This window comes from Pseudoalteromonas rhizosphaerae, from assembly GCF_028885455.1.
Taxonomy (GTDB): Bacteria; Pseudomonadota; Gammaproteobacteria; order Enterobacterales; family Alteromonadaceae; genus Pseudoalteromonas; species Pseudoalteromonas rhizosphaerae.
Window position 1 is genome coordinate 402734 of record NZ_CP118496.1, and the last position, 26634, is coordinate 429367.

The 26634-nt window shown below is 40.6% G+C and carries 21 protein-coding genes; 7 read left to right on the forward strand and 14 right to left on the reverse strand.

Features of this window, described 5'->3' with window-relative positions:
• Positions 1-114 precede the first annotated feature (114 nt).
• From PVK79_RS01885 to PVK79_RS01915, 7 genes are all read right to left on the reverse strand, one after another.
• On the reverse strand, positions 115-2511 hold the full coding sequence (locus PVK79_RS01885; RefSeq protein WP_257325199.1) for a PKD domain-containing protein: 2397 nt from the start codon (positions 2509-2511) through the stop codon (positions 115-117).
• 317 nt (positions 2512-2828) lie between these two features.
• Positions 2829-3671 carry a DUF4198 domain-containing protein gene (locus tag PVK79_RS01890; RefSeq protein ID WP_182717530.1) on the reverse strand — a complete coding sequence of 281 codons (843 nt, stop codon included), beginning with the start codon at positions 3669-3671 and terminating at the stop codon, positions 2829-2831.
• Positions 3672-3707: 36 nt separating this feature from the next.
• Positions 3708-4211 carry a DUF2271 domain-containing protein gene (locus PVK79_RS01895; RefSeq protein WP_145240201.1) on the reverse strand — a complete coding sequence of 168 codons (504 nt, stop codon included), beginning with the start codon at positions 4209-4211 and terminating at the stop codon, positions 3708-3710.
• Positions 4211-4843 carry a PepSY-associated TM helix domain-containing protein gene (locus PVK79_RS01900; protein WP_145240203.1) on the reverse strand — a complete coding sequence of 211 codons (633 nt, stop codon included), beginning with the start codon at positions 4841-4843 and terminating at the stop codon, positions 4211-4213. Before PVK79_RS01900 ends, PVK79_RS01895 begins: the two co-directional genes overlap by 1 nt.
• A gap of 76 nt (positions 4844-4919) precedes the next feature.
• Positions 4920-5315 carry a YbaN family protein gene (locus PVK79_RS01905; RefSeq protein ID WP_145240205.1) on the reverse strand — a complete coding sequence of 132 codons (396 nt, stop codon included), beginning with the start codon at positions 5313-5315 and terminating at the stop codon, positions 4920-4922.
• A gap of 298 nt (positions 5316-5613) precedes the next feature.
• Positions 5614-6912, reverse strand: coding sequence for a porin (locus tag PVK79_RS01910; RefSeq protein ID WP_145240207.1), 1299 nt, complete (start codon positions 6910-6912; stop codon positions 5614-5616).
• A gap of 118 nt (positions 6913-7030) precedes the next feature.
• Positions 7031-7525, reverse strand: coding sequence for a MarR family winged helix-turn-helix transcriptional regulator (locus PVK79_RS01915; protein WP_145240209.1), 495 nt, complete (start codon positions 7523-7525; stop codon positions 7031-7033).
• A 335-nt stretch (positions 7526-7860) separates the two neighbouring features.
• On the opposite strand from PVK79_RS01915, the gene PVK79_RS01920 reads away from it, so the two are divergent.
• From PVK79_RS01920 to PVK79_RS01935, 4 genes are all read left to right on the forward strand, one after another.
• Entirely contained in the window at positions 7861-8712 is an 852-nt protein-coding gene (locus PVK79_RS01920) for a D-hexose-6-phosphate mutarotase (RefSeq protein WP_145240211.1), read from the forward strand.
• 68 nt (positions 8713-8780) lie between these two features.
• Positions 8781-9353: a PH domain-containing protein gene (locus PVK79_RS01925; RefSeq protein WP_182757871.1), complete on the forward strand. Its 573-nt coding sequence runs from the start codon at positions 8781-8783 to the stop codon at positions 9351-9353.
• Complete coding sequence (locus tag PVK79_RS01930) at positions 9346-10881, forward strand: PH domain-containing protein (RefSeq protein ID WP_257325200.1); 1536 nt, start codon at positions 9346-9348, stop codon at positions 10879-10881. Before PVK79_RS01925 ends, PVK79_RS01930 begins: the two co-directional genes overlap by 8 nt.
• A 145-nt stretch (positions 10882-11026) precedes the next feature.
• Positions 11027-13867, forward strand: coding sequence for a TolB family protein (locus PVK79_RS01935; RefSeq protein WP_257326421.1), 2841 nt, complete (start codon positions 11027-11029; stop codon positions 13865-13867).
• Positions 13868-13901: 34 nt separating this feature from the next.
• Here PVK79_RS01935 and PVK79_RS01940 read toward each other — a convergent pair whose 3' ends face one another.
• Both PVK79_RS01940 and PVK79_RS01945 read right to left on the reverse strand, forming a co-directional pair.
• Positions 13902-15047, reverse strand: coding sequence for a tetratricopeptide repeat protein (locus PVK79_RS01940; RefSeq protein WP_257325201.1), 1146 nt, complete (start codon positions 15045-15047; stop codon positions 13902-13904).
• A 46-nt stretch (positions 15048-15093) separates the two neighbouring features.
• Positions 15094-16233 carry a PepSY-associated TM helix domain-containing protein gene (locus PVK79_RS01945; RefSeq protein WP_145240219.1) on the reverse strand — a complete coding sequence of 380 codons (1140 nt, stop codon included), beginning with the start codon at positions 16231-16233 and terminating at the stop codon, positions 15094-15096.
• 300 nt (positions 16234-16533) lie between these two features.
• Between PVK79_RS01945 and PVK79_RS01950 the strand changes: the two genes are divergently transcribed.
• Complete coding sequence (locus PVK79_RS01950) at positions 16534-17148, forward strand: PQ-loop repeat-containing protein (RefSeq protein WP_257325202.1); 615 nt, start codon at positions 16534-16536, stop codon at positions 17146-17148.
• An 81-nt stretch (positions 17149-17229) separates the two neighbouring features.
• Complete coding sequence (locus tag PVK79_RS01955) at positions 17230-18018, forward strand: PhzF family phenazine biosynthesis protein (RefSeq protein WP_182730694.1); 789 nt, start codon at positions 17230-17232, stop codon at positions 18016-18018.
• A 4-nt stretch (positions 18019-18022) separates the two neighbouring features.
• Here the strand turns inward: PVK79_RS01955 and PVK79_RS01960 are convergent, their stop codons facing one another.
• From PVK79_RS01960 to PVK79_RS01980, 5 genes are read right to left on the reverse strand one after another with little or no spacing between them, the layout of a single operon-like run.
• Complete coding sequence (locus PVK79_RS01960; RefSeq protein ID WP_182730695.1) at positions 18023-19264, reverse strand: sensor histidine kinase; 1242 nt, start codon at positions 19262-19264, stop codon at positions 18023-18025.
• Positions 19251-20651, reverse strand: a complete 1401-nt coding sequence (locus PVK79_RS01965) for a sigma-54-dependent transcriptional regulator (RefSeq protein WP_257325203.1) — start codon at positions 20649-20651, stop codon at positions 19251-19253. The genes PVK79_RS01960 and PVK79_RS01965 overlap by 14 nt, the downstream gene beginning before the upstream one ends.
• Complete coding sequence (locus tag PVK79_RS01970; protein WP_257325204.1) at positions 20617-23112, reverse strand: ABC transporter permease; 2496 nt, start codon at positions 23110-23112, stop codon at positions 20617-20619. Before PVK79_RS01970 ends, PVK79_RS01965 begins: the two co-directional genes overlap by 35 nt.
• Entirely contained in the window at positions 23109-23801 is a 693-nt protein-coding gene (locus PVK79_RS01975) for an ABC transporter ATP-binding protein (protein ID WP_145240229.1), read from the reverse strand. The genes PVK79_RS01970 and PVK79_RS01975 overlap by 4 nt, the downstream gene beginning before the upstream one ends.
• An 11-nt stretch (positions 23802-23812) precedes the next feature.
• The gene (locus PVK79_RS01980) at positions 23813-25069 is read right to left on the reverse strand and encodes an efflux RND transporter periplasmic adaptor subunit (protein WP_257325205.1); all 1257 of its coding nucleotides are present in this window, start codon (positions 25067-25069) and stop codon (positions 23813-23815) included.
• Positions 25070-25444: 375 nt separating this feature from the next.
• Here PVK79_RS01980 and PVK79_RS01985 point away from each other — a divergent pair, with 375 nt between their 5' ends.
• A complete protein-coding gene (locus PVK79_RS01985; protein WP_257325206.1) occupies positions 25445-26623 on the forward strand; it encodes an efflux RND transporter periplasmic adaptor subunit in 1179 nt (392 codons plus the stop codon).
• Positions 26624-26634 lie beyond the last annotated feature (11 nt).

Consider the following 26634-nt stretch of genomic DNA (forward strand, 5'->3'; position numbering starts at 1 on the left):
ATAGCGAATAAGTGGTCAAAAATACCAAATTTAGGGTTGTTCTTAATATTCTTTAGATTGGATCTGGAAGGTACGCTAAGCCACTTCAACACGCGTGAAGTGGCTTAGTTTTTTCTAATTATTACAAATGGTGATTATCGCTAAGTTTGGGGGCGACTGAGAGTAGTAAATAGCAGTACTTGAATAAGATGTATTGCGCACATTGTCTTCAACCACGGTTATTTCATATGTTGCAGTTACAGGGAGTGCAATATTTAGTGTGCTATCTAGATATGTGTTATTACTTTTTTGTAATATCAAAGGCTTGGTTTCATCATACTGAGCCTGAAAACTATTCGACGTTAAAATAGTATCGATCATTTTAAAGCGCAGATTTACGGTGTCGGGTCCAGTAAAATCAGGACAGACGAATACAGAGACTTCTACATCTTGAAAAACCGGTAGGCTTGTTTGATTAATATTAATGATAAAATCATTTTGTGTTATCGCTGCTGAACTATACTCGCTAGTTGCCAGTCTTTCATCTGCTGTAGAAATACTAACAGTTGCGCCTTGTTCAACACTAACTATTGCCTCAAAGAAGCCGCTGCTATTTGTAGTATGCTGCTTACCATTTATCATCAGTATAGCGTTATTGATACCAACTTTAGCTACGTTGGTAATTTGTCCTTTAACTATGCCTGTTAGTAAAGCGGAATCGGTAGCAGAGATCGCAAACTCCATTACAGCTGCATTGCCCTCAGCATCAGTAACAGTAACAGTGACATTATAGCTACCTATAATATCAGGGGTAAATTCAGCGACGCCATCTTTTATGTTTACCAGTGCTGCATTTGACTCATTAGGCTTGGTAAGCCCCCAAGTATAATTAAGATTGGTCTCTTCAGGGTCGTAACTTTGGCTAACATCAAATGTTACTATATTACCAACAAAAGCCTGACGTAATTGTTCGCCTTTAGAAATAATGACTGGCTTTGCATTGTCTCTAACTATGATAGTGATTGTTTGTGTATCGGAGTCTTTATTACCATCATTGGTACGTAACGAAATAACAAAACTTCCTGCACCTGATGCTTTAAAGTAAGGTTTAGCAACGTCTGTGTTAGAAAGCGTAGCACGTCCTAATGGCGATAAAATTTCCCACTGGTAGGTAAGCTCTTTGCCTTCAGGATCTGTGCTTTGTGAGCCATCAAGTTGAATTTCTTCATCGACTAAAATAGGTGCTACATCAGCAATAATCGCTGTTGGTTTTGCATTGGCTTGAGCGTGAAGAACGCTTGTTGCTTGCTCAGAATTAAGCTGTCCGTCTGATACGATTAATGTGATCACATAATCACCTTCAATATCAGCACTGATAGAAGGGGTTGCTGTCGTACCTTGGATTAGCTGCGCTATACTATTCTCAGGTCTGCTTTTTATCTGCCAAAGGTAGCTCAAGGGTTGCCCTTCAGGATCGTTGCATTGTTCGCATTGCAGAGTAATAGTTTCAGCTAAGTTAATGTTTCTCTCAGCTACAAGTTGTGCAATAGGAGCTTGATTTGCTATCTCTACAGTTAAAGTAACTGTGGTGGTATCAGTTTCACCATATTGATCTTTAACTGTTAGTGAGAGCGTGTACTCACCGAGGTCTAAAGAAGAGAAGCCTGCGGTATGGCTTAAGTTATCAGTGAGTGTCGGGTTGCTATCGGCAGGTTGTGCGGTAATAGTCCACAGATAACTTAGTGTATCACCTTGATCAGGGTCACTGCTTTGCTTGCCATCTAATGTGACTATGCTGCGAGGAGCGACGGTTTTATTTTGTACTTTAATAACCGCTTGAGGAGCTGAATTTTCGTATAAAGACTCACTTTTTATCATTACCTCGTTGCTTGCTGTTTCGCCCAGTGAATTAGTAATGGTTAGCTTTATTGCGTAAGCACCTGTTTTATCTGCAATGAATTTGCTGGTAACGCTATTATTATTTTCTATGATTGCATTGCTGGTAAGAGGCTTTGCCGTAAACTGCCATAAGTATTTATTTATTACACCGTTAGATGTGCTACTTAGCGCACCATTTAATGCAACCACATCACCTTGTTTTACTGTTTGAGTAAGTCCTGCATGAGCAATTAATTGCGTTGGCTCGGCTTTAATTTCAATTAATTTTTCAACTGGGGCGCTCGAAAGTTTGCCATCGCTCACAACTAGAATTAGTTTATAACTCTTTGCTTCAGCAAGTGATACTTCAACTTTACTTTCATTATCAACAGCAAGAGCGAGCTCATTATGTCCGTCTGCAGTGGTTAAGCGCCATTTATAAACTAATGAATCGCCGTCGGGATCGCTACTTTTTGTACCGCTAAATGTTAGCGCGGTATTTACCCGCATTTCACCGGTTGGTGCACTGATCATGGCAACGGGTTTATTGTTAGTGACTTTATTGGTTGGTTTTTTTTCTGAGTCACCACCTCCTGAGCCACAGGCTGTGAGAGTTAGGATCAAAGCTAGCTGGATTAAAAAACTCCATTTCATATTACTTTCCTTGTTGTTGGTTTTGTTGTGTTTAGTGGTACTGTAAAGCTAAGCCTGTAGTGCTTGCTATTAAATTTAAATGAGGATTATTTCTGGTTTGAATTAGGTTGGTATAAAGTCCATTTTTCATAATATTTATTTCCGTTAAATATTTTATAGTTATGTTAATTTAATTGTTTATAATATGAACCCAAAAGAGGGAAAATAAAAGAATTAAATTCAAATTTTAGAAAAATTTTGGCGCTAAGTTGTTTATGTGTTTATTTAGAGTTGTAGGCCAAGCTAAGTTACTTGGCCTTTATTTTTAATGAGGGGTTTTATTCAGGTGCTACATCTAATGTAGTAAATAATGAATAACGTACGCTATCGATACCTTTTTCAGTTGAACCTTCGCTCACACTTGCTTCAATCAGGTATAGTCCAGGGTGTTGCCATGTGTTAGTGAAAAAGCCGTTTTTATCTGTGGTTACTTTAACTTCGCCACGTTCGTTACGATAACGTGTATCACCTTTTAAGATGGCAAGTTCTATGTTGGCAGCAGGTTTACCGTCTTTTAATAACTGAAAACGTGCCTCTTCACCAACAAATAAATCATTAGGATGAGTCGGGCCGCTGATCTCTAAGCCTTGACCAAGTAGCGCAGGTTTTGAGGTGCCGTTGCGGCTTACAAATGTATCTACCGTTGCAATCGATTTTGTGGTTTTAATATCGGTTGCATCAGCTGGGATATCTTTACTGTCTTTAGGGCCAAATACACGGCCACGTTCGCCTTTGGCATCTTTATAAAAAGTCATTAGTCGTGGTTCTTGGCTCATCGTTATATGATAAGTACCTTCCCCAGCTAGTTTTACCGCCGCTGAATTTTTACGTTGCAGATAATATGCACGAATTTTATCGCTAACTGGTTTGCCATCAGGGCCGATTGCCATAATCAGATTATCATCATATTCCGCGCCTTTTTGTGCTGGACGATATGCTTTATCTGGTGCGAAAATTTCATTCGAAATACTGGCATCGATCATCACATAATGTGCTTTGTCGCCTGAAAGAGATGTGTGCGAAGGCACTAACCAGCGAGCATGTGCATTGGCATAGCTAGATGCTAGGGCAGTGAAAGTAAGTGCGCCGATAAATGCGCTTTTAAGTAAATTGATTTTCATAGTCTTTCCTTATTTAAATTGTTTTAGCAGCTACATTTACTGACTTTTAATGGTGACGAAGCTTTGTGAAAATTCATTGGTGCCATCGATGGTGATCTTGCCGTCTTTATTTAGATCAAGTTCTACACGGGTGTAATCACGGCCACCTTCTTCGCGAACGACTTCTAAATTAAGTAAATACTTGCCTGCAGCTACGGCTTTGCCATCTAGATCTGTGCCATTCCAGTTAATGGTGTAAGTACCTGGGCGCTTTGTTGCACCTGTTACACCATCAAAGTTAGCGTCACTTTTTCCGGCTTTACGCCACCACTGGCGTAAGTCTTTAAACCATTCTGCTTTTTCAACCCATAAGGCAACCGTGGTTACATGCTTACGCTCTGGGGTTTCTAGCCAAACCGCGACATAAGGTCGATGGTAAGGTTGTACGTCTAGATCAGGTAGGGTTAGTTCTATTTCAAGTTCAGCGGCATTCGCATGAGGTTGAAACAAAGCTGCTGTAAATAAAACAACAGCGCTTATTAAGGTATTAAGTTTTAGCATTAAGACACTCCTTTTAGTTGCGGAACCCAGCATAAATAAATGACTGCTGGTGTTGCGACCCCAAGCACTGTTAGCCATATTCCTACTAAGCGTTTTTTTCTATTTTGAAATAAAATAATCATCCCGGTGATAGCAAAAAAAATCATTAACACGGCTGATATATCAATCACCCAGCTCCATGCTTCGCCGCTATGACGGCCTTTATGTAAATCGCCAATTAAGCTTAAAAAGCCGCCAGTTTGATATTCGAGATTCAGTTCGCCACTGATGAAATTAAGTTCTGCGAAGGCAAAACCTGCAGGCAGTGGGTAGTCGAGCATCACGAGTGCATCTTCTTTTTCCCAGTCGATACTTTTTACTTTAGTTAAGCCATATTGGTTGGCTAAGTAAGCTTCTATTTCAGGGTATAAAATGGGTAAGGTTGCTAGGTTTTCTTGGCCCTGCTCAAGTAATGCACTTGGGAGTGATGTGGTTAGTTGCCCATCACTTTTATCGCCTTCTAGCCAATCAACATGATTAAGTACAATCCCACTGACAGAAAATAAAATAAGCAAAAACAGCAGTGCTGTTGATAGATAAATATGCAACGCACGACTGGTACTATATAAAGTTCGTTTATTTATTAACGGCATAAATAATTTAGTAGTTAAGCAATGTTATCTACATGGTAATGATTTGCATTAGTTATCACAACATTATTTACGAAATTTACATTGGTAGGTATTTTGAAGGGCGAGAGAGTAAATAAATCATAACCGCTATTTCGATGCAGGCTACCAGCAGTAAAACCCACCACGGCGGTGCACAAAGCAGCAATACAATAAAGCCAAGTGACATACCAATACCCGCAAACCACTTCGCCTTTACGGGTACTACTTTGTACTTTTGCCAATGGCGTAAGGTTACGCCATAACGAGGATGATTGAGTAACCAAGCAGCGAGTTTTGGGGACGAGCGAGTAAAGCACGCTAATGCCAAAATGAAAAAAATAGTGGTGGGCATCACAGGTAAAACAATACCTATAATTCCCAGCCCAACCAAGGCTAGTCCTAATAGTTGATAGCCAATACTTTTATAAGTGGCTAAAATTACTTTTAAATTCATGAATAGACTTGTGCCTGATAAAGTTGAAAACGGCTAAATGCTTGGCAAGCAACGTTAAACAATATGCTGCTAGTTTACTCAGCATTGTCAGTTAATTGTACTCGATGACGTTATACTCTGCCACGTTCAGCGCCTCAGCTTGCGATTCAACCTGATGCCGCTGTTCTTTTTATATCCTATTATGAGTTGATGGGAATGTAATTGCTTGCAGTCATTGCTTACAGCGTTATGAAGGATGAGTTTATGAGGGGGTAACCTCTTAAGACTAACCCCCCTAATTACAGGCTGACTTTAAAGATTAAAAGTAATAGCCAATATTAATATTAAATCGACGCTCGGTTTCATTACTATCACCGGCAACAGAGCCACCTACAAATGCTTGATTGCGGGCATGAACTAAATCAAAGTAAGTGAACAAGCCGCCAGCCGCGACGGATACCCCGGTAACATTCATCCAAGTATCGGCAGTGTCATCAGACTTGTTATAAATCGCGCTGTAATCATTATAAAATTGCAGGTTGCTTACTGGACCCCATTCAACCGGTACGCTGTAAGCGACATTAAAGCTACTGGTGGTTGCATCGGTCGCAATAGAGTCATAAAACCCATATGCGCCAACCGCGATACGATTAGTGTCATCGATATTGTAGTCATATTCGCCATGCTGTAGCTGAATATTCCAATTATTGATAACGCTGTTTACATGCAGTGCCCATGCGTTGTAACTTCCTGCGCGGTCTTGGCCGTCATGTAAGCCACCGGCTAAGCCTGATATTCCGACTTCTGTGGTCATGCCTTTGCCGTGTTCAAAGTAATAGGCGTAGCGGCCGGCAAAGGTATTATACTCACCAAGCCCTTTGCTCGGTTCGGCATAAATACCCTCGTCGACGGTGCGACTACCAACAATATCGTACGAATAGCGATGGCTGCGATCTTCAACATAACCATCGACACCACCGAGTTCGTCATTTTTGAAAAAACCTAAATCGAGCTGCCAGTTATCAGCTACTTTACGTTTAAACATCACGCCTAAATCATGATCGTCTTCTAAACCAACGTAGTAGTTTGCACTAAAGAAATAGTTATGGGAGTTATAAGGATCATTACCAAACGGCACTTTTGTGATACCTACTTGCACTTGCCAGTCGTCAGTAAATTGATAGCCTGCCCATGCTGATTTTATTGCGGTCATGTAATCAAAAAAGCGGATCTCTCCGCCGATCAGCACTCCACCAATATCGCCAGAAACATTTAAACGGAAAATATCAAAATCAAAATCGCCACCACGGTTTTTATTGCCGTCATCATATGAGGTGTGACTGTAGTTAGTACGAATTGCACCACCAAATTTAACTCCGGATAGGGCTGTTTCGGTATTATCTTGAGTTTGCTTTGCGATGGTCTTGGTCTGTTCTTCAAGCTGTTGATTAACTTTAGCTTGTTTTGCTTTTTCAGCCGCAAGCTGCTGTTGCAGTTGCTGCATCTGTTGTTGGAGTTGAGAAAGTTGAGCTTGCATAGCATCAATGTCTGAAGCATATGAGGCGCTGCTTGTTGCGCCTAGCATAGTCGCGAAAGCTAACTTTGATAGTTTAAGCATGATAAATCGCTATTCTTGATATAGGTATGTATAGAATAGACTAATTGTACCTTTAACCCAAGTTAACTAACCATGTGTTCTAGGGTAATCATTTGTTTAATATGATTTTATAAACTATTTATTCGGTGGGTTTGCCTTCAGCGGCGCGGGTCAGCACACCAACTTCTAATAAAGGAGCTGCATCTATACTTTGAGCATCCATCATAGTAGCAATACGCTGCATTGATGATAGTAGCTGGCTTTGTTCCCACTCGTCTAAGGCTGAGAACTTTTCAATAAAGTGTTCTTGTAACGGTTGTGGTGCTGCTTGCAGAATCGTTTGACCATTTGCAGTGAGGTAAAGACTCACTCGACGTTTGTCTAATTGGCTGCGAACACGCGTCACTAAATCGCGGTTTTCTAAGCGATCCAAAATATTAGTTACAGTTGCAGGACTCAGGTTTACATTTTGGGCAATGCGACTGGCTGTAATACCATCAGTTTGTGCTACTTCAGTCATAATTAATAGCTGCGGACCGGTGAGGCCGGAGATTTTATTTAACTGCTTAGAATGGAGGTCGATCGCGCGGATCACTTTACGTAAAGAAACCAATAATTCGTCATATTTTTTCATTTTTATCTCATTCGCAGATGGTTTACGGTCAAGGCGCTCGCGCAATCAATAAATATTACACATCTAATAAATAGAGTTCAAATAGATAAGGTCGATTTATACTGTATTATTGGCTTTACACAAAGCTGTAGCTGTTTTTTATTTGTTTTGAGTTGAAATTAAACTTAGTTCATTTACATATTATTTAATTAAACGTTTTTGGTGCTGAGCTTACCTATAAGTCATGACAGAGTGAAAAATTGTAAATTTGACATAAAAACTCACTAAATAATATTTACTAATTGGTTGGGGATTGGGTAAGGTGAGATAGGTTTTTCATTTTTATGGGACGTATAATGAAGTTATCTCCATCTGTAAGCATCGAACAAACTGACACTGGTTTAGAATATATCAATGTTGCAAGCGAGCTTTGTAGCGCTAAAATTTTTCTACAAGGTGCACAACTCACTGAATTCACGCCAAGTGGCAAAAAGCCATTAATTTGGGTATCAAGCGAAGAAGATTACCAAGAAGGTAAAAGTATACGTGGTGGCATTCCTATTTGTTGGCCATGGTTTGGTGTCAATCCAAATCCTGAGTGGCCAATTCACGGTGTAGCACGTACGAGCTTATGGCGAGCAGATGAAGTTGCAGAGCAAGACGATGAAATTCGAGTTAGCTTAACCTTGCCAATGGCACAAGTTGATGAAACCTACTGGCCACACAAATCAAAGCTAAAGGTTGAATTTATACTAACTAATCAGCTTGAAGTGCGTTTAACAACCACTAATTTAAGTAACCAAACTATTACTTTCACGCAAGCGCTGCACACTTATTTTCCAACCCCTGCTATTGAAGAAACTCAAGTGGATGGGCTGCAAGGTTCCAAATATATTGAGTTTAGCGAAGGCCCGTTTGATCAAGATGGACTGGTTGGTTTTGCTCGTGAAACAGATATGGTTTATACCCAAGCCGCAACTATCCAGCGTATTATTACTCCGGATGGAATTATTGAAGTCGGCCGTGAAAACTCCAGCTCTTGTGTGCTGTGGAACCCGTGGATTGATAAGTCTAAGCGTTTATCTAATTTTGCTGATGATGAATACCATACAATGTTGTGCCTTGAAGCGGCAAATGTAATGGATGATAGTGCGATTGTAGCGCCAGGCGAAAGTCATACCTTAGCGACGACCATTCGCTGGGTGTAATATAGGGCCGCAACTTTGCTATAAATCAAAGCCAACGTATCAAATCGTTGGCTTGTTAAGGAAAAAAAGTGTTCGAAAACCACCAACTGGACGTCTTACCCCAACATCAACAAATAGTATATAAGCCACTGGCAGATAAAGCGTTGCTGCACGCTCAGCTTAACTGGCTGCTGTTTTATCTACCATTAACTGCAATATTAGGCGCTGTTTGCTTTTTTAATCAGGAGTTTGCAGCACTGGCACAAACGAGCTTACTGATTGGTTTACCAATTATTTTAGTTTTATCGCTAGCTTATAACGTTGTCAGTATGCGACTTAAAGGAATTGCTATGCGTGAGCATGATATAGCTTATCGCAAAGGCGTTATTTGGCAGCAGGTGACGATTTTACCTTTCTCACGAGTGCAGCACACAGAAATACATCGTGGCCCTTTGGAGCGAAAACTGGGCTTGGCTAGCTTGCGTTTGTACAGTGCTGGCGGAATGAGCGCCGATCTCAACATTAGTGGCTTAAGTCATGATGATTGTAAAAATATCCGTCAGTATATTCAAAAGTACACTGAAGCAAGACAAGTATCTAACAATACCAGCAATCAAGCCGGTGATAGTGTATTAGCTACTGATGAGTCGTTAAATGGATAATTTGAAATGGCAGCGTGTTTCGTCTTGGTCACTGGTTTATTTTATCGTGCATTTTGCTTTCCGATTTGTCAAAGACGGTGTATTTAACTTACTACCTATTATGGTTGTGTTTGTTACGCAAGTTGAAAATAAGTGGTTTTGGGGGCAAGTTGCATTAGCGGTAGCGATTATTAGCTTGTTAATTTATTCATTTTTTTACTATATTAATTTTCGCTTTTGCATTACTGATGAGCATGAAATATTACTCAATAAAGGGGTGTTTAAAAAAGAGCGTTTAACCTTGAACTTTTTGCGAGTGCAGAATGTTAATATTGCCGAACCGTTTTATTTTAAGCCTCTGGGTTTGGTTAACTGTATTTTTGATGCCGCTGGCAGCACTAGCCAAGAGGCTGTATTACCCGGGGTTACATCGCTATATGCAGAGCAAATGCGCGAGCGAGTATTGGCTTATAAAGAAACCCAACAACAAACTGCAGCTAAGCAGCAACCTGAAGATACACATACCAACGAACCACAACAATGTTTGGTGCTGAGCAATAAAGAAGTTGCAAAATTTGGCTTGATGTCGAATATGGCTATTTTGGCATTAGCAGCGCTTGCGCCTTTTATGAATGTTGTGCTGGAGTTTTTAGAAAAAGCGGTGATCAATCGCCTAGAATCATTCTATCAGCAAGAAGTGGGCGTGTTGGTTGATGCTGCAGCACTCGCTGTGTTTTCAATACTTGTGCTTGTTGTGTTGGTTGCCGTTTTATTATCGGTATTAATGTCATTAATCCGCTTTTATAATTTTCAGCTTTACTTTCAGGCCGGAAAATTTAAACGCATTGCAGGATTATTAGAGCGTCATCAGTTGTCGGTGAGTCTTGATAAAGTACAATCGCTGCTGATTAAGCAAAACCTAATTGCACGACTACTTAAACGTTATACCGTGCAGTGTTTGCAAGCAACCAGCGGCGGCTTTAGCGCGGGCGCAAAGAGCAAACAAAGCTTAGTGATGCCAGTGCTTTCACTTGAGCAAGTAAAACAAGTTTGTCAGTGGGTACATCCTTGGCTTAATTTAACCGGTGATGATTTTAAAGCACTCAACTTTAAAGGTGTCGAAAAAGCGTTACTGATCAAAAATCTATGCTTTTATGCTTTGTTACCGAGCGCTTTAATTGCATTTATGGGCTATGCAGGACAAGGTTACAGCCCGGTATATGGCCTGCTTTGTGCTGTATTACTAAGTTCCTTGGTGTACTTATCATATCGACGATACGGTTATTATTTTTATCAATATCAAGGGCGATATTACGCAGTGTTTCGCAGTGGCATGATAAGTGTGCATTATCGAGTGTTTGAACTATATAAAGCGCAAAGCACGCGCGCAGTAAGCACTTATTTTATGCGAAAAAGTGGTTTGAAGAGCTTGTCTATACAACTCGCTGCGGGCACAGCGACTATGCCTTATATCAAAGCAGAGCAAGCCGATGAAATTATCGACTTTATTCTCTGCCAAGCTGAATCTGATCAACGAAGTTGGATGTAATTCACCGCTTTCAAGTTCTTAGGATGGTATTTTATTAGGCGATAAAGCGTAATAGCGGTAACTCACGTTTTCTTACATTTTTATGCTCTCTTTTTAGACTAAGTTATGACAATAATGGGTTTAAAATAAGAGATCAGGGAACATGATGAAAAAAACCTTACTCGCTACTTCGTTATTATTAGCCACACATACACAGGCCGCCGTGCAATGGCAAACTATTCATACCGAACACTTTAATGTTCATTACAGTCAAGAAAATGCAGATTGGGCACGCTCTGCGGCCAATGAATTAGAAATCGTCCGCAGCAAAGTGCTTGAGCAACAAAACCGTGCTTTAGATGATGCGGTTGATGTGGTGGTGTTTGATCCACTCAATGCCGCTAATGGTTTTGCATTACCGGTTTCAAATAAGCCATTGATGGCGCTTTTTACTACACCACCGCAGTCAGATACAGTGATCTCAAATAATAGTGGTTGGCAGCAATTACTGGTACTGCACGAATATATTCATCTAGTGCATTTAGCACAACCTACCCGCAGTAAATGGCGTCAAGAGCTCAGGAATATCTGGGATTTATACGATATAACACACAGCGAGATGCCTCGGTGGGTGGCAGAGGGTTATGCAACATTACTTGAATCGAAAATGACGGGGCGTGGTCGGTTATTTGATAACTACAGCGAGGCGATTTTAATCGAATTTGCTCAGCAAGGTGCATTGCCTCGCTATGATCAGTTGAATAGTACAGATGGTGGCTTTATGGCTGGCTCTATGGCGTATTTAATGGGCGCACGATTTTTAGCTTGGCTAGAGAAAAACTATTCAGAGCAAACCCTTGATGCTGTTTGGACGCGTATGCAAGGAGTAAAACAACGCGAATTTGATGACGCATTCGAAGGGGTCTTTGGTGACTCTGCGAGTAAGTTGTATCGACGTTTTATTGCTGAGTATACTTATCAAGCAATGAGTAAAGAAAGAAGTGAACAGTCACTTACTAGTGAGCTTTGGTTGGCGTTAGATCACTATGCTAGTGGTCCTGCTTTATCACCAAATAGCGAGCAACTTGCAGTGGTGGAGCGTGATCAAGACGGCAAGACTCAGTTAAAACTCTACAGTACTGAGGATAACCTCAAAGCTGCAGAAGAGTTTAACCAAGAGCAACAAGAGCTACTCGCTGATGATCCTAAAGATGTTGCTGATAAACCACCCAAGGTGTTTCAACGTAAGCAAAAGCAAGTCTTGAATCAAATCAACCGTGCGGGTATTCAAAACCCACAATGGCTAAATGACGACGTGTTGTATTTTTCAGCCTACAGCAACGTAGATAATATTGATAATCAGCGTATATCAGATATATTTAGCTGGGATACGCAAACCGGTGAAGTTACCAAACTAACTGATTTAGCTGGCCTGCGGCGCTTTAGTATTGCAGATAATGGGCAAACACTTTATGGAGAACAGGTTAAAGGGGGTTACTCAGAGTTAGTGCGAGTTGATTTACAAACCGGTCAAGCTCAACCATTATTCGAAAAAAGTCTAGCAACGGTTTACGATTATCCAGTAGTTAGCCCCAATCAACAGCAACTCGCCTTTCTTAAAACTGAGTTTAATCATAATTGGCAATTGTATATACAAGATCTTTATGGACAAAAATCAATTGCTGTACCAATGCCTAAGGGATATCAATACTTATCACAACCAAGTTGGAGTGCGGATGGCAAGCAGCTTTATTTTGTTGCAGGATTAGCTCAGGCAACGGATATCTACCGTTATGATTTAACTACACAACGTTTGTTCAAGCTGACTCAAGGCCAACAAGCGGTTGCTAATCCACTCGCACTATCTGACGGGGATTTACTGTATTTTTCAATCAGTAGTGATGGCCCTGACATTATGCAGCTACAGGTAAGTAATAACGAAGAAGAAATCACCGATTTTGCAACTAACAGTATTGCGCCTTTGTTGCTTGTGAATGAGCACACCTTGCCAAAAGCTCAAGTATATCAACAACCCATTGGTGAGCAAACGCACTACGATATTTGGCAGCAAAAAGCCACTTTTGCGTTAGGTGAACAATATCATTCAGCCTCTGCGGCATTATTTTCAGTGAGTATTAAAGGCAGCGATTTACTCAAGCAATTAGATTGGCAGCTGGGCTACAGTGTTGATTTACATGACACTGCACTGCAAGGCATTTATGCCCAAGCACGTTACAGTGCGCTTGCAATCAAGTTTGACAGCCAGTTATTTTCTTATGATTTGAATGCTAGCAAGCAATATCAGCATGGCCTGTTGGCTGATCAGTCAGTGCAAGGCGGCTATATTGCTGCCAGCCTGCCACTGAGCTTTGGAGAGTTTAAAGTACGGCCAGAACTGGCTTATAACTACTCAGAGATAGATGATGCAAATATCAAGCAAGAGCAGAGTTCACAGTGGCTTAGAGTCGGCTTGAAGCAATCTTGGAGCTATGACAGACAAGATTATGCCATTGGCCAAGCGATTGATGCGCGTTGGTATAGTGGCGATAGCGACACGCAGAATTGGCAGGGCTATGATGTTGCTGCGCAGCTATTTGGTAAAGCGCTGGCAATCCCTATGTATGCTAATTATAGCCAGCAATATAGAGATGATAGTGAGTTGCGATTAGGTGGTTTTAGCTCTTCGTTGTTATCAAAAAATATTCGCAGTGATTTTGTTTTTGCACCTGAACTGCCCTTTTACAGCGCTATTGGCAAACGCTATCAAGGTTATGGTGGAGGTATTAGTTGGGCAGAAGGCATGCCATGGTTGTACTATCAACAGCATCAGATTGACCAACAGGTATACGGGCAAAGCTATGGTGTGAAATGGCAAGGCCCCTTTAGTTTTGGCTTAGGCCCTGCAGGCCTCAATGATGTGAAGCTTGATTTTGGCCTAGTCAGAGTAGAAGGCGACAGCTTTGATGATGAGCTTAGAGGCTGGCTCGGGTTTTATTATTCGTTGTAAACGCTTACGCCTTGAGTCTTTTCACTCAAGGCGGTTATTGGTGACTTCTTATAGCGGCAAGCTTTGCCGCATAAATACTACGTTGTTGATGATCTCTTTCGAGATCCATAGCTTGTTTGAGTAATTTATGAGCGTCATTTAAATTACCTTGCTGATAACGGATTTTTGCAAGAGCTACATAGGGATCAGCCAAATAAGGTGCCTTGTTTATTGCTTCATCTATGTGTTTTTTAGCGCTCATTAAGCGCCCACTCAATGCTTCTGTTTCACCAAGAGCAATTAATTCATAAGGATCTTTTTCTTGAGCACCTAACAATGAATTAATTTGTTCAACTAACATTTCATTGCCAATATCTTCTGCGAGTACTTTGTAATTGCTTAGTAAGTTTAAACTTTGTAATTGCTGATCAAGCGCTGTTTGGTAAATTAATTGACTGGTTGTTTTATCGTTAATTCGACGATGTAATATAGCCGCAAGATTGAATAACTCAGCATCATTTGGGGCGTACTGATTAGCCTTAATTAACAAGCTATACACTTGATTATAATCATTTTCCAGTAAAGCATCAGCCGCTAAATTACTATAATATTTGGCAATGAGATCCTCATAACTAGCACTGCCAACATAAAAACTTCCTCGCGAAGGAAAATAGTCAATAAGTACTCCTGGTCGAATAAAAGTAATTTGATCTTCATCTTCAGTGAAAGGGCTATATAACTTAGTACGAAAATGGTTAGCAATAAATACCAGATTGCCTTCTTTGGCGTAAACAGGCTGGCTTGTCATTTCTTGAAAACCAGTTTCCAGATCAATTAAGTTTGCATAGGCTTGGGTTAATATTGCCAGACTTATACAGTTACCATGAGATAACTCGAGGGTTTGCTCTGCTGTGAGGGTATCGCCATGATAGCTAAAATTACTAAAGTTGCGTTCAATGTAGTTATAAAGAATAATATCGTCAGTTAAACCGTCTTGGCGTTGATTCTCGACATAAGATAGAAAGATCTTAGCTTCATCGTTGGGCAGTTGAAAAATAACTTGTTCTGAAGGGACTTGCTGTAACTCAAAGAGAGTGTGATTTAGTAAACTAGTTAGTGTTGGCGCAACCGTACTCTGCTGTTCTGTGCTTTTACAAGCTGTTAATAAACATATTAATAATAAAGAAAAGTAAAGTTTCATAGTCACCTCAGCGTTTAGATAAAGGTACGCTGAGGTAAAAATTTAATCAAGTATTAAATGCTGTCGCTGTTCGCCTTTGCTCGCGATTTCTTTGTGATTGTTTTTTACGATTACGGCGGCTAAGCCACAAGTAAAAACCAGTGCCTGCAAGCCATACTGGGCTTAGTCCAATCACGCACCATAAGATTTTACTGAGTAAACCGGCAAAATAACCAAAGTGTAATTTTCTAAAGCTATCAATTACTTGCCAACCAATGCCGACTTCGCGAATATCCCAGTTAGCTATATGTTCACCGGTTTGTTTATCATAAGTAACGGTGTTAGCGTATTCGCTTGCCAGTGGATTATTGCTATCAACTTCACCAAATAGCGTAATGTTTTCGTCAGGCTCCAGTGGCATAACTAAAAAAGTACCATTAAATGTCGGGATTTGTTTTTTGCTGTCATCTAGAATGGCTTGAAAGTTAATGGTATCGCTATGTAAGTTTTTAGTGAGTATAAAATGCTGTTCTTCTGCGTGTTCGACTACTTCGTGATACCACACAGCCCAATTAAAGTAGCCGCCAGTGATCGCCAAAATTAAAATAATGGGTGAGCCAAGTACCCCTGTCATTTTATGAATATCGCTTAGTACAATTTGCAGCGTCGCCTTGAAGCGTACTGAAAATAAACGTTGCCAAAATTTACGATAAATTATTAAGCCTGTAACGCCGAGGATAAATAGAAAGATTGCAAAAAAGAACCCAAGGACGGTGCCTGTTTGACCTGGTAGAGTTTTTAAATCGTTTAGCAAAAATGTGTAATGCAGTTCTAAAAACCAATCTGTGAAGTAGTGACTGGTGCTAACTGGCTGCGAGAGTATTTCGCCAGAATATTGATTGATATGAAATTTATACCAAGTGTCGGTACCGCGTTCGATTAAATAAACCCGATCAGCAGTATCATCATTAAATATTTCCCAACTACCTACTATATAGCTAGGAAATTCATGCTCAGCAACCGCTATTAATTTATCAATGGGTTTGCGTTCTGCGTGACTATCAACGACAAAGTGACTATCTGGCATGAGTAAGCCATCAATTTCACTTTTAAACACTAATACGCTGCCAGTAATACTGATCACAATAAGTGGAACTAAAGCACAAAGCGCAATCCAACTGTGTATTTTAAAAAGTGTTTTTCTCATAAGGCAAAGAGCTATCAAAATTAATTTGTTGCATGATAACAATTATCAATGTTATTTCAATTCTATGCGATGAGATGTTTACTTGCTAACTGCAAAGTGTCAGTCGAAAAACGGAAACTGTAAGGTTAACTTGCCGCATTAGCAATGAGTTTATTTTGTACAAATGGTTGCTTGTTTTTATAGGACCTTTACAATGCCGCGCCTTACATAAAGCATATAAAAACAGTGATTTACACTGATTTATTGTTTTGTTTATAAGTTGCTAACTTATTAATCAACTACTAACGAGCGAGGTCTACTTTGGCGCATTACCTGCCTATTTTATCATCATTTATTTTAGTGTTTAGCTTTTTACCGTTACTCAATAAAATTCGTAAAAATCGCAGTGTATCGGGTTTATCATTACTAATGATGGTCTTTGGTGTTGCCCAAAGTGTCTACTTTATTACATATAACTTGTACTTTGAGCGCTTTTATATGGTGCTGCCTTTTGTGGTGACTGGATGCTTAAGTGGCTTAATTTTGTATTATTTTGCCCGTTATAATGCAAAGACAAGAGAGCGAATTCAATTAACTGCCATGCTAGGCTTTTCGTTCTTACCATTTTTATTGTTGCTTAATCCACAGTTAGAAACTGCACAGGTACTCACATGGCTTACTTTTGTGGGTTTGATCATGAGCTCTGTACGAGTGATGCCGCAAACCTATAAAACGCTGCGCAGTGGTGATATTAGCAACCTAAGTGCACGTTATTTTAGTTTACAGTTTATAGCGGGTGTGTGTGGTTTATTTGCAGAATTAGCGATGGCGGCACCAAGTACTTCGCATGTTTTAACGTTTGTGATGATCTTACTGACTAATGCCGCGCAACTTGGTTGTATTCAATATTATAAAATGCGCCCTGTCGCAGCTTAATATTAGCTAGATAAATTTAATACTCTTTTAGCTCAATTTGTGGCAAGTTATTAGAAACTTAGCCTGATAAATTGAGCAAAAATGCAACTCACAATCCATCAAATAGACGCTTTCACTAACGAGCTGTTTAAAGGTAACTATGCCGCAGTTATTGATTTAGATAATTGGCTTGATAATGAGCTAATGCTAAAAATTGGCGCAGAAAATAACGTCTCCGAAACCGCGTTTACTTGTCGTCAAACTGACGGTAGTTTTGCTATCCGTTGGTTTTCGCCGTTAATGGAAATCGATTTTTGCGGGCATGCTACACTCGCTGCGGCATTTGTGTTGTGCGAACAGCACAATTTATCGCAAGTTCGTTTTCAAGCTGCTGCAGTCGGTGAGTTAGTTATTAATAAAAATAGCGATGGCAGCTTTGCCATGACTTTTCCAAAACAAGCTCCTTTTGTTACAACAGAAATACCCTCTGAGCTATTTTCTGGCTTGTCTATACAACCAGTTAAGGTGTTGAAAAACAAACAAGCTTACTTTGCGATTTATGAAAGTGAGCAGGATATATTAAACCTTAAAACAGATTCAAACTTGCTAAAAACACTAGCTCCACTTGATGTAGTTGCAACCGCACCAAGCGCAAAATACGACTTTATTTCACGTTATTTTTGGCCTGCTAATGGCGGTGATGAAGATTACGTTACCGGCTCAATTCATACCGGTCTCGCGCCTTATTGGGCGCAGCAATTAGTTAAAAAAACCTTAAGTGCTTATCAAGCCTCTAGTCGTGGCGGCCATATGCAATGCGAAGTCAGTGAACATAGTGTTACTCTCACAGGATACGCAGTGCGGTATATGCAAGGCACAATTTATTTGTAAGTTTTTAACAGCTATTTTGCGGTAGTTTAATGGTGATTTGCGCGCCATCTGCTGTGTTAGCTAACTGCAATTGGCCGTTGTGCTTTTGCACAATATCATTACACAAGGCAAGGCCTAAGCCGTTGCCTTGTTTTTTGGTGGTGTATAAAGGTTGCAGGGCATTATCAATATTGGCAAAACCAGGACCGTTATCAGTCAGCTGTAATATTTGCATGTCGCTTTGTGCAAAACAGCGCAATGTTATGCAAGCTTGCTCTGCGCAGGCTTCATAGCTGTTTTTAAATACATTAATTAATAATTGTTCTATCAGTAGTTTATCGGCAAAAAAGGATGGGGAACCTGCGAAGTTAAGTTGAACGCTTTGTTCTTTTGCGTTGAGTATTGCGAGCGCTTTTAAATCAAAGGTTTGCGGTTTTGCGCTCGGTAAACGACTTAACTCTGCATAGGCTTTAATAAAAAGCAGCAGTGACTCACTGCGCGATTTAATCCGTGTTAGCACTTGTCTCGTTTGTATTTCGTCTAATTCATCTGCCGCCATTAGTGTATCTGTCATTGAGGCCATGGGCGTCAGTGAGTTGTTTAATTCATGCGATAAAATACGAATTAGATCAGCTTGTGATTGGCGCTTTGCATCTTGTAACTGATGGCCTATATAGCTGGCGGTAATAAGTGTTTGTTTAGCATCGCTCAGGGCAATGCGTTGTATTTGCCAATCCTGGTTTAATTTTGCATGGCTGCATTGGTTATTATCAAGGCTAAAACCACATTCTGTAAAAGTCATTCCTCGTAGTAATGGCGTTTTCAGCTGAGCATACATTGGGTGGTTAAAAAATATCAGTTGGCTTTGCTCGTTAAATACTGCAATAGGGTGTGGCCAATGCTGAAATAACCCATCAATTAAGTGCTCAGACTGCGGTTGTTGTGTTGTAAATAATGTTTCTATTTGTGCGCCGAGTATTGCCCATGGGGAGCTTGGATCACTGTAGCCTAAGCTAAGGTTACTTTGCCCTTGCTGTTTTGCATCAATATAAGCTTGTAATTGTGCCACGGGTGAAAAATGACTATGGAATAACCGATAGGCGCAAACAATCAATGCATAACTTAAGCAAACCCCTAAAGTGACGGTGAGTAGAGTGTCTTGGCTTAGTTGGTACACTAAAGCAGCAGTAGGAATAAGAATTGCGGCAAATATGGCGCTTAAAATGGCAATCATCTTGGCTTTATGGCTCATTTTAAAATGATTCATCCAAACCCTCTAATTGATATTTTTCCATACGCCGATAAAGCGCATTACGAGAAATACCTAAGCTTTTAGCTGCCGCTGTGATCTGCTGATTATGTTGTTGTAGTACTTCGACTATGCGTTGTTTTTCTAGCTCCTCTAAAGTCAGCGCAGGGATAGATTGACTTTGTGTTGTTTGATAGTCGAGCATGATATGATTTATTTCAATTGCTTCACCGTTACAGATCAGCACCGCACGTTCGATTACATGACTTAATTCTCGAATATTGCCAGGCCAAGGGTGGTTTTTTAGCAACTCGCGAGCACTGGCGGATAATGGCAATATGGGCTTGTTGTACTTAGCCGCAAACTGATTGATAAAATGTTCGCACAGCGCAGAGATATCGTCTTTACGTTCGCGTAGCGCAGGCAGACGAATGACAAAGGTATTTAAGCGATAATATAAATCTTGGCGAAATTGGCCGTTTGTAATTGCGCTGGCTAAGTCTTGATTGGTAGCTGCGATTAGTCGCACGTTTATATTTTCGCTGGCGTTTGCGCCAAGCGGAGTGAACTCACCAGTTTCTAAAACCTGTAATAATTTAGGCTGTAAATGAAACGGTAAAGTGCCGATTTCATCCATAAACAAGGTGCCATTTTTAGCACGGCTAAATGCGCCTAAGCGGTCTTGCTTGGCATCGGTAAAAGCCCCTTTATGATGACCGAATAGTTCACTTTCAAATAACGACTCTGCTAATGCCCCCATATTGAGACTTATCAGCGGCGCTTCGCAGCGGCCACTGAGCAGATGAATTCGCTTTGCTAATTGCGATTTCCCGGTACCGTTTTCACCTAAAATTAATAAATTCGCATCGGTCGGCGCCAGTTGCTTGATGAGTGTCTCGAGAGACTGCATCGCGCTGGATTGAGCAATCCAACTAGTGTCTACAGGCTTTGCCGTTACGGACTTAATATGATTAGCAATTTGGCTTAGCAATTTTTCTTTACGCCATGGTTTTTCAATAAAATCTTTTGCGCCATTTTGTAAACCAGTGACTGCCAGCTCAATGTTAGCCCAAGCGGTCATTAAAATGACGGGAATATTTAATGGGTTAATTTGTGCAAGTAACGCGAGCCCTTCTTTTCCTGAGGTGGTATCACGAGTAAAGTTCATATCCAATAACACCAGTGCAGGCGTTAATCGGCTAAGCAATTGCATGCATTGCACCGGTCCATCAGCTTCAACCACGCGATAACCGGCTTGCTCTAACAGTAATGTGAGTGCAAAGCGGATATCGTCATCGTCATCCACAACCAAAATAGTGGGTTGGTTCATAATGGTCGTATTGGCAGCGTTTGCTGCCAACTCCTTAAATTTATTGCTCTCTAAGCGCACGCATAGGATCAGCATTTATAATACGCCATACTACCAAAACAATGGCAATAAAGACGATAGCAATCAATAAACTAGTAAATATTGTAAGTGCTTGCCAGGAAAATGCCGGCAACAAAGGTATTTGCAATTGCAATAGTAAGTAAATACCACATGCAAGTGTAATCGCAATGACAAGTGCGCTCAGCAGTAAACCATTAAAGCTTTTAATGGTGCGTTTCATCAGATTACTACGACTTGCTCCTGTTGCCATACGGATGGCAAGCTCAAAGCGTTTTAGTTCTGTAAAGCTCATTGCCATACCATTACTCCCCACCGCGGCTAACAATAGCGTTAATACCGATAATGCACTGATAAAGTAAAACTGTACGCGAGCTGGCATTGTTTGCTCATCCCAGCGTTCAGTCAGTGTACGAGCTTTAACTTCGCTGACTTGTGGATGAGCACTTTTAATTGCTTGAATAATGGCGTTCTTATCAAACTCTTGCCCTTCTGGCAGTTGCATCACCAAGTTTATTGTTGAGGTGTTGCTCTTGTCAGTATAAAGCATAGCTGGGTAGCCTTGGTTTTTAGCCATGATAGTATAGGTATCGGCAACCACTCCAATGATACGTCGGCTAGCAATATTTTTTCCTACCACAGATTCAAGCGTACCGTCAGTCGAGATTTGTTTGGCAAAGGTCTCGTTAATAAGTGCTACATCATCTAAATCTTGGTATTGTGCTTGGCTAATATTTTGCCCAGCTAGTAATGTTAAACCAAAGCTATCCACATAATCAGCCGCTATGTTTATATTCATAAAGGTGAACCTTTTTTGGGTTTCATCATCCTGATTCATGCTAATTGTGGTATTAAAATTAAACGGTTCACCTTGGCTTTGTAATATGGTTATATTTGGTTGAATCTTTTGAACAGCCTGACTTAATTGGCGCTTTATATCGAGGGTGCCCAAAAAGCGTTGCTTCGCTTTTTGCTCGCTATCTTGGTCATTATCTAGCGCTACTTTTTGTGCTTCCAACTCGGCATTCGTTAAAAGAGCTTTTTCGTTATTGTGTAGGTTTACCTGAGCAACAAGTGTATTACCAGGGGTGAAACCTAAATCGACATTTAAGCTGTTATAAGCCGCATTTGCTAGCATCGCGGTACCTGTTAATATCACGGCGGCAGAGCTTAATTGTGCAATAAACAGTATGCGACTAAGCATGGTTATTTTCCCTGCATTAATGCCTTTATTGCCGTTATTTAAATTGCTAATCAGCTGCGTTTGATCAAATTGCTGGGTTGATAGAAACGCAAAAAACAAGTTGATAGTTAAAACGGCCACTAGTGCAACCAATATAGTTACGGCGTCAATTTTTACCAGTTCGAGCATCTCTATATTACCGCCACTGATTATGGGTAATATGCGGATCAACCACGCAGCACCTAATAAACCTAACACTGCGGCAAGTAAAAAGGTGCTGAGATTTTCTAAGAAACTCATCACCAGTAGCTTGTTGCGGGTGGCACCCATGCATAGGTGAGTTGCAAATTCTTGTTCACGCTGCTGATAGTGAGCAATAAATAAATTGAGTAGGTTTAGGCTTGCCATTATGAGTAGAATGGTGACAGCGGCGAGTAAAAACCAGATCATAGTTTGTTGCTCAGCCATTAAACTATCTCGATAGAGAACCGCAGTACTTTCTGGATTCATGCTTTCAAACATTTGCTTCATCGGGCCAAGTTGTTCACTTTCTTGTTGGTAATATTGCAGCCAGAAATCTTCGATGTCGCTTGTTGTAATTGCTTGCTGAGTTTTTCTAAACAGAGGTTGCAGGCTGCCATCAATCGTCATTTGTGTTGGCTTTGAAACTTGCTCTGCTAAATTGTAGTAAAGCCATATTTGCTGGGCGTACTTTTCGTCAGTTTCCGATAAAAAAGATGAAAAATCAGTAACAACGCCACGAACTTGCAGTGATTGGCCTTCAAGTTGTAAGGTTTGACCGATTACATTAGCATTATTTTGAAATGCACTGCGCCATAAACTTTGAGAAATCCACACTGCATTTTGGCTATTTTCTTGACTTGGTCGTTCGCCAACTAATAACTCGCCGCCGACTACCGTCATAAAGTTATCACTGGCATCAAAGCGCGATACAGGATAAGCAACCTCATCCACTTTTATAGCACTTTCATCTGCTTGAAAGCCTGCAAATTTGCCATACTGTTTATATTGTTCAGCTAACAGTGCAAGGCGTTTAGTGGTAAATATTGATACTCGCATATCGTCTGAGACAGCCATAGTCCGGTTAATTGTATAGAGACTTTGTTCGTCTTTAATATCGGGTAGCGGTTTAAAAATTAGGTTGCTACTCATTGCGACCACAACCAACACGGCTGCCAGCGTAAAGCTGAGTGTAATTAAAATGGGCAAAGATAGGCGCGGCAAAGTAAATAGCCTCAAAACGCCATGGCGCAGAGCGCGAAGGTAAAAACTCATGCTACCGCTTCCTTATGTTCAACAAGTACTTTGCCGTCAAATAAGCGAATTTGACGCTGTGCCATTTGGCTATACCGTTCGTCATGGGTCACCATGACGACAGTGGCACCTTGTTTGTTTAGCTCTAGCAAGAGTCGCATTACAGCATCGCCATTTTGGCTATCTAGATTACCAGTTGGTTCATCCACAAGTAGTAAGTCGGGGTTGCCAACTAGCGCGCGAGCAATCGCAACGCGCTGTTGCTGTCCGCCAGAGAGTTGGCTTGGTTTATGATGTAAACGGGCGCTCATGTTAACTGCCGCTAGTTGTTGCTCTACGGCGGCCTTAATATCTTTACTTGGCGTACCTCGGTGCTCCAGCGGCAAAGCCACGTTTTCAAATACGGTTAGGCTATCAATCAAGTTAAATGACTGAAATACATAGCCAATATGCTTATTCCTAACACTAGAGCGTTGATCAACATTGAGGCTGTGAGTGTCAATATTCGCCAGTTGATAGTCGCCATCGGTTGGCGTATCCAGCAATCCTAAAATACTCAGTAAGGTTGATTTTCCGCAGCCAGATGAGCCAGATATAGCGATAAACTCGCCTTTGTTTATTGTTAAAGAAACATCCTGTAGCGCATGAGTTTTAACTTGGCCTTTGCTATACACTTTATTGATGTTGTTAATGGTAACGAGTGCTGTCATGGTGTTTTTCCTTAAAGTTTTGCAGTATCTAGCGCCAAGTGGCTGTAAGTATGCCATTGGCTTAAATCATTTGTGATAATTTTTTCACCAGCGTTTGCACCAGCTGTGATGAGTAAATCTTTGCCCGTTAGCTCGCCAAAGGTGATCTCTTGTTGCTGTAATTGCGCTTGATTCGCTGAGTGTTTATAGAGCAGTTGCGCACCGAGAGGTTTTAATCCTGGTTGCTGGCTCACATAGAGGGCATTTTCTTTACGCTCAACAAATACTAAAGCATTGACAGGCTGCGCAGGGCGCAGGTTGGTCGGTAATGGTTCACTCAGGTGTACTTCGGCAATAATAAAGCCGTTTTCGACTACGGATGTTAGTTGCTTAACTGTGCCTTTTAACATGCCTGATGGATGTTTTAGTTCGACTCGAGCACCAAGTGTTATGCGCTCAGCAATGCGTTGCGGAATATTTAATTTAGCCATTAGTAGGCTTTTTGAGCCCACTCGCGCCATAGCTTGTCCTTGGCTTACTCGCTGACCAAGTTCAATATCTAAGCGCTGTAATGTACCTGCAATCCCTGCGATGATTGTTAATGCCGTCACTTTATTACTGACTAAATCTACTTGTTTTTGTTGCTGTGTTAATAAAATTTGTTGCTGCTGCAGTTCTAACTTGTGCATTTCTTTTTGTTTTTCAAAACGGTAGATTGCAAACTCAAGACGCTTTTTAAGTTGTTGGTATTTCAACGTAGCTCGTTCTAAATCAATTTTGGCGGCGATACCTTGCTCTGATAAGCGCTGATTGACATCAACATCTAATTTAGCGCTTTGTATTTGGCTATCAATATCAGCAAGCTCAGCTTGAAAGGTCAGTTGCTCATTTTGTTTTTGAAATTTAAATGCAGCAAATTCAGAGTGCATACGTTCTAGCTTGGCTTGAGCTTCAAAAAATTGCTGTTCTAGATCTGGGTTGGTGAGTTTGGCAATCACAGTGTCAGCTTCAACATCTGCGCCAGCACGTAGATAAATTTCACTAACTTGACCAACTGCAGGGGCACTAATTAGGCGCTCATAGCGTGATGCATATTGACCATACACCGGCGTCATAATATCAATATCACCTTGTTGGACAGTCACCACATTGAGAGTGTCTGCTTTAAGCTGTGGCACCGTAGGTTGTATTGTGAAGTAACCGATACAGACAAGTAGTATTACGGCAGTGATAAACAGAGCTATTCTAGTCTTGTTCAATTGTGTGGTTTGCTCAATATTAATATTCATAATCTAGTTATCATTGTGATTGTTGAGCTAGATAATGAAAGTTTGATGCCAAAATTAAATATTGTTTAACTTCAAGTTGTTGAGTGATTTTTAGATGTTTTTTTATTTTTAACTGTTCGATATCGAACACGAGGTTGTTCGGTTTTGAAAGTAAAGCTGGCATAGCCAATTGGTCGCAGCAGCGATACTAGGTGTAACATGACTTTTTTGACTGATAACTGCCGTTTAAAATTAACATATCAAGCTAAAGTCTTTTTTATAGTAAAGACTGTAAAAAAGTATGCCGGGGTTTGTAACAGTTGCTTACAAATGTCACGTTAATGTTTCATCCAGTTCTGTTATTATGGCTCTAGTAGAAATTTAAGGGTATCGATTATGCGAACAAGTATTTTGAAATGGGCACTTCCTTTTGTTGCGCTAGGCTTAGGAGTTGCAGGTTTTGCTGGAATTAATGCAATTGCTCAAGAACCAGAAAAAAAAGAAATAGTCGACACTCGGCCGGTTGTAAAAGTTGAGGCTGTGGCTGCCAACGATCACCAAGTAATGATTAACAGTTATGGTGAAGTAAAACCGTTGGAAAACACACAGCTTTCAGCACAAGTGTCAGGTGAAGTTGTTAGTTGGCATCCTAGTTTTGTCGCCGGTGGTATTGTTGGACGTGGAGAAGTTCTATTTACTATTGAAAAAGATAATTACGAAGCGGCTGTACTGCAAGCTGAAGCTGAACTAGCTCGTGCGCAGGCGATGTTAATTGAAGAGCAAGCGCAAGCCAAAGTAGCAGAAGACGAAGCTAAGCGATTCCCTAGCAAAGCACGCACCGATTTATTTTTACGTAAGCCACAAGTGCTAAGTGCACAAGCGTCAGTTAAGTCAGCGCAAGCAGGATTAAAACGTGCACAGCGTGATTTAGACAACTGTGAAGTAACCGCTCCATACGATGCATTAGTTATTAATCGTAATGTTGGTGTGGGTCAATTTGTTTCTATGGGCGCACAAGTTGCTGAATTAAATAATATTGAAACCGCTGAAGTCATCATACCTATAGCTGGGTTTGATAGTGTTTTTTTACCTGAGCGAGTTAAAGGCATTACTGCAACGGTAATAAAAACCGGTTTACATGGGTTTACGCGTCAAGCTGTGGTTGATCGTGATTTAGGTATTGTTGATAGTGCAACTCGTATGAGTAGCTTAGTTGTTCGTATAGATGATCCGTATGGGTTAGTTAATAAACAGCAGGCAATTAAATATGGCAGTTATGTACAAGTCAATTTTGCTGGCACTATGCTTAATAATATCTATCGCTTACCGCAAGAACTGGTGAATAACCAAATGGTATGGATTGTTAATGATGAGCAGCAACTTGAGCCACGTAAAGTGAAAGTGATCCGCGAAGAGGGCGAGTTCTTTTATATTAGTGATGGCTTAGAGGCTGATGATCAATTAGTTATTACCTTACCAGAGTATCCGCAAAAAGGCATGGCAGTGAAAATCGCTGGTGTGCAGGATGTTAAAAAAGTTGATGCACTCGATAGTGCAACCACTGAAAAACTATAAAGGGTAGACTG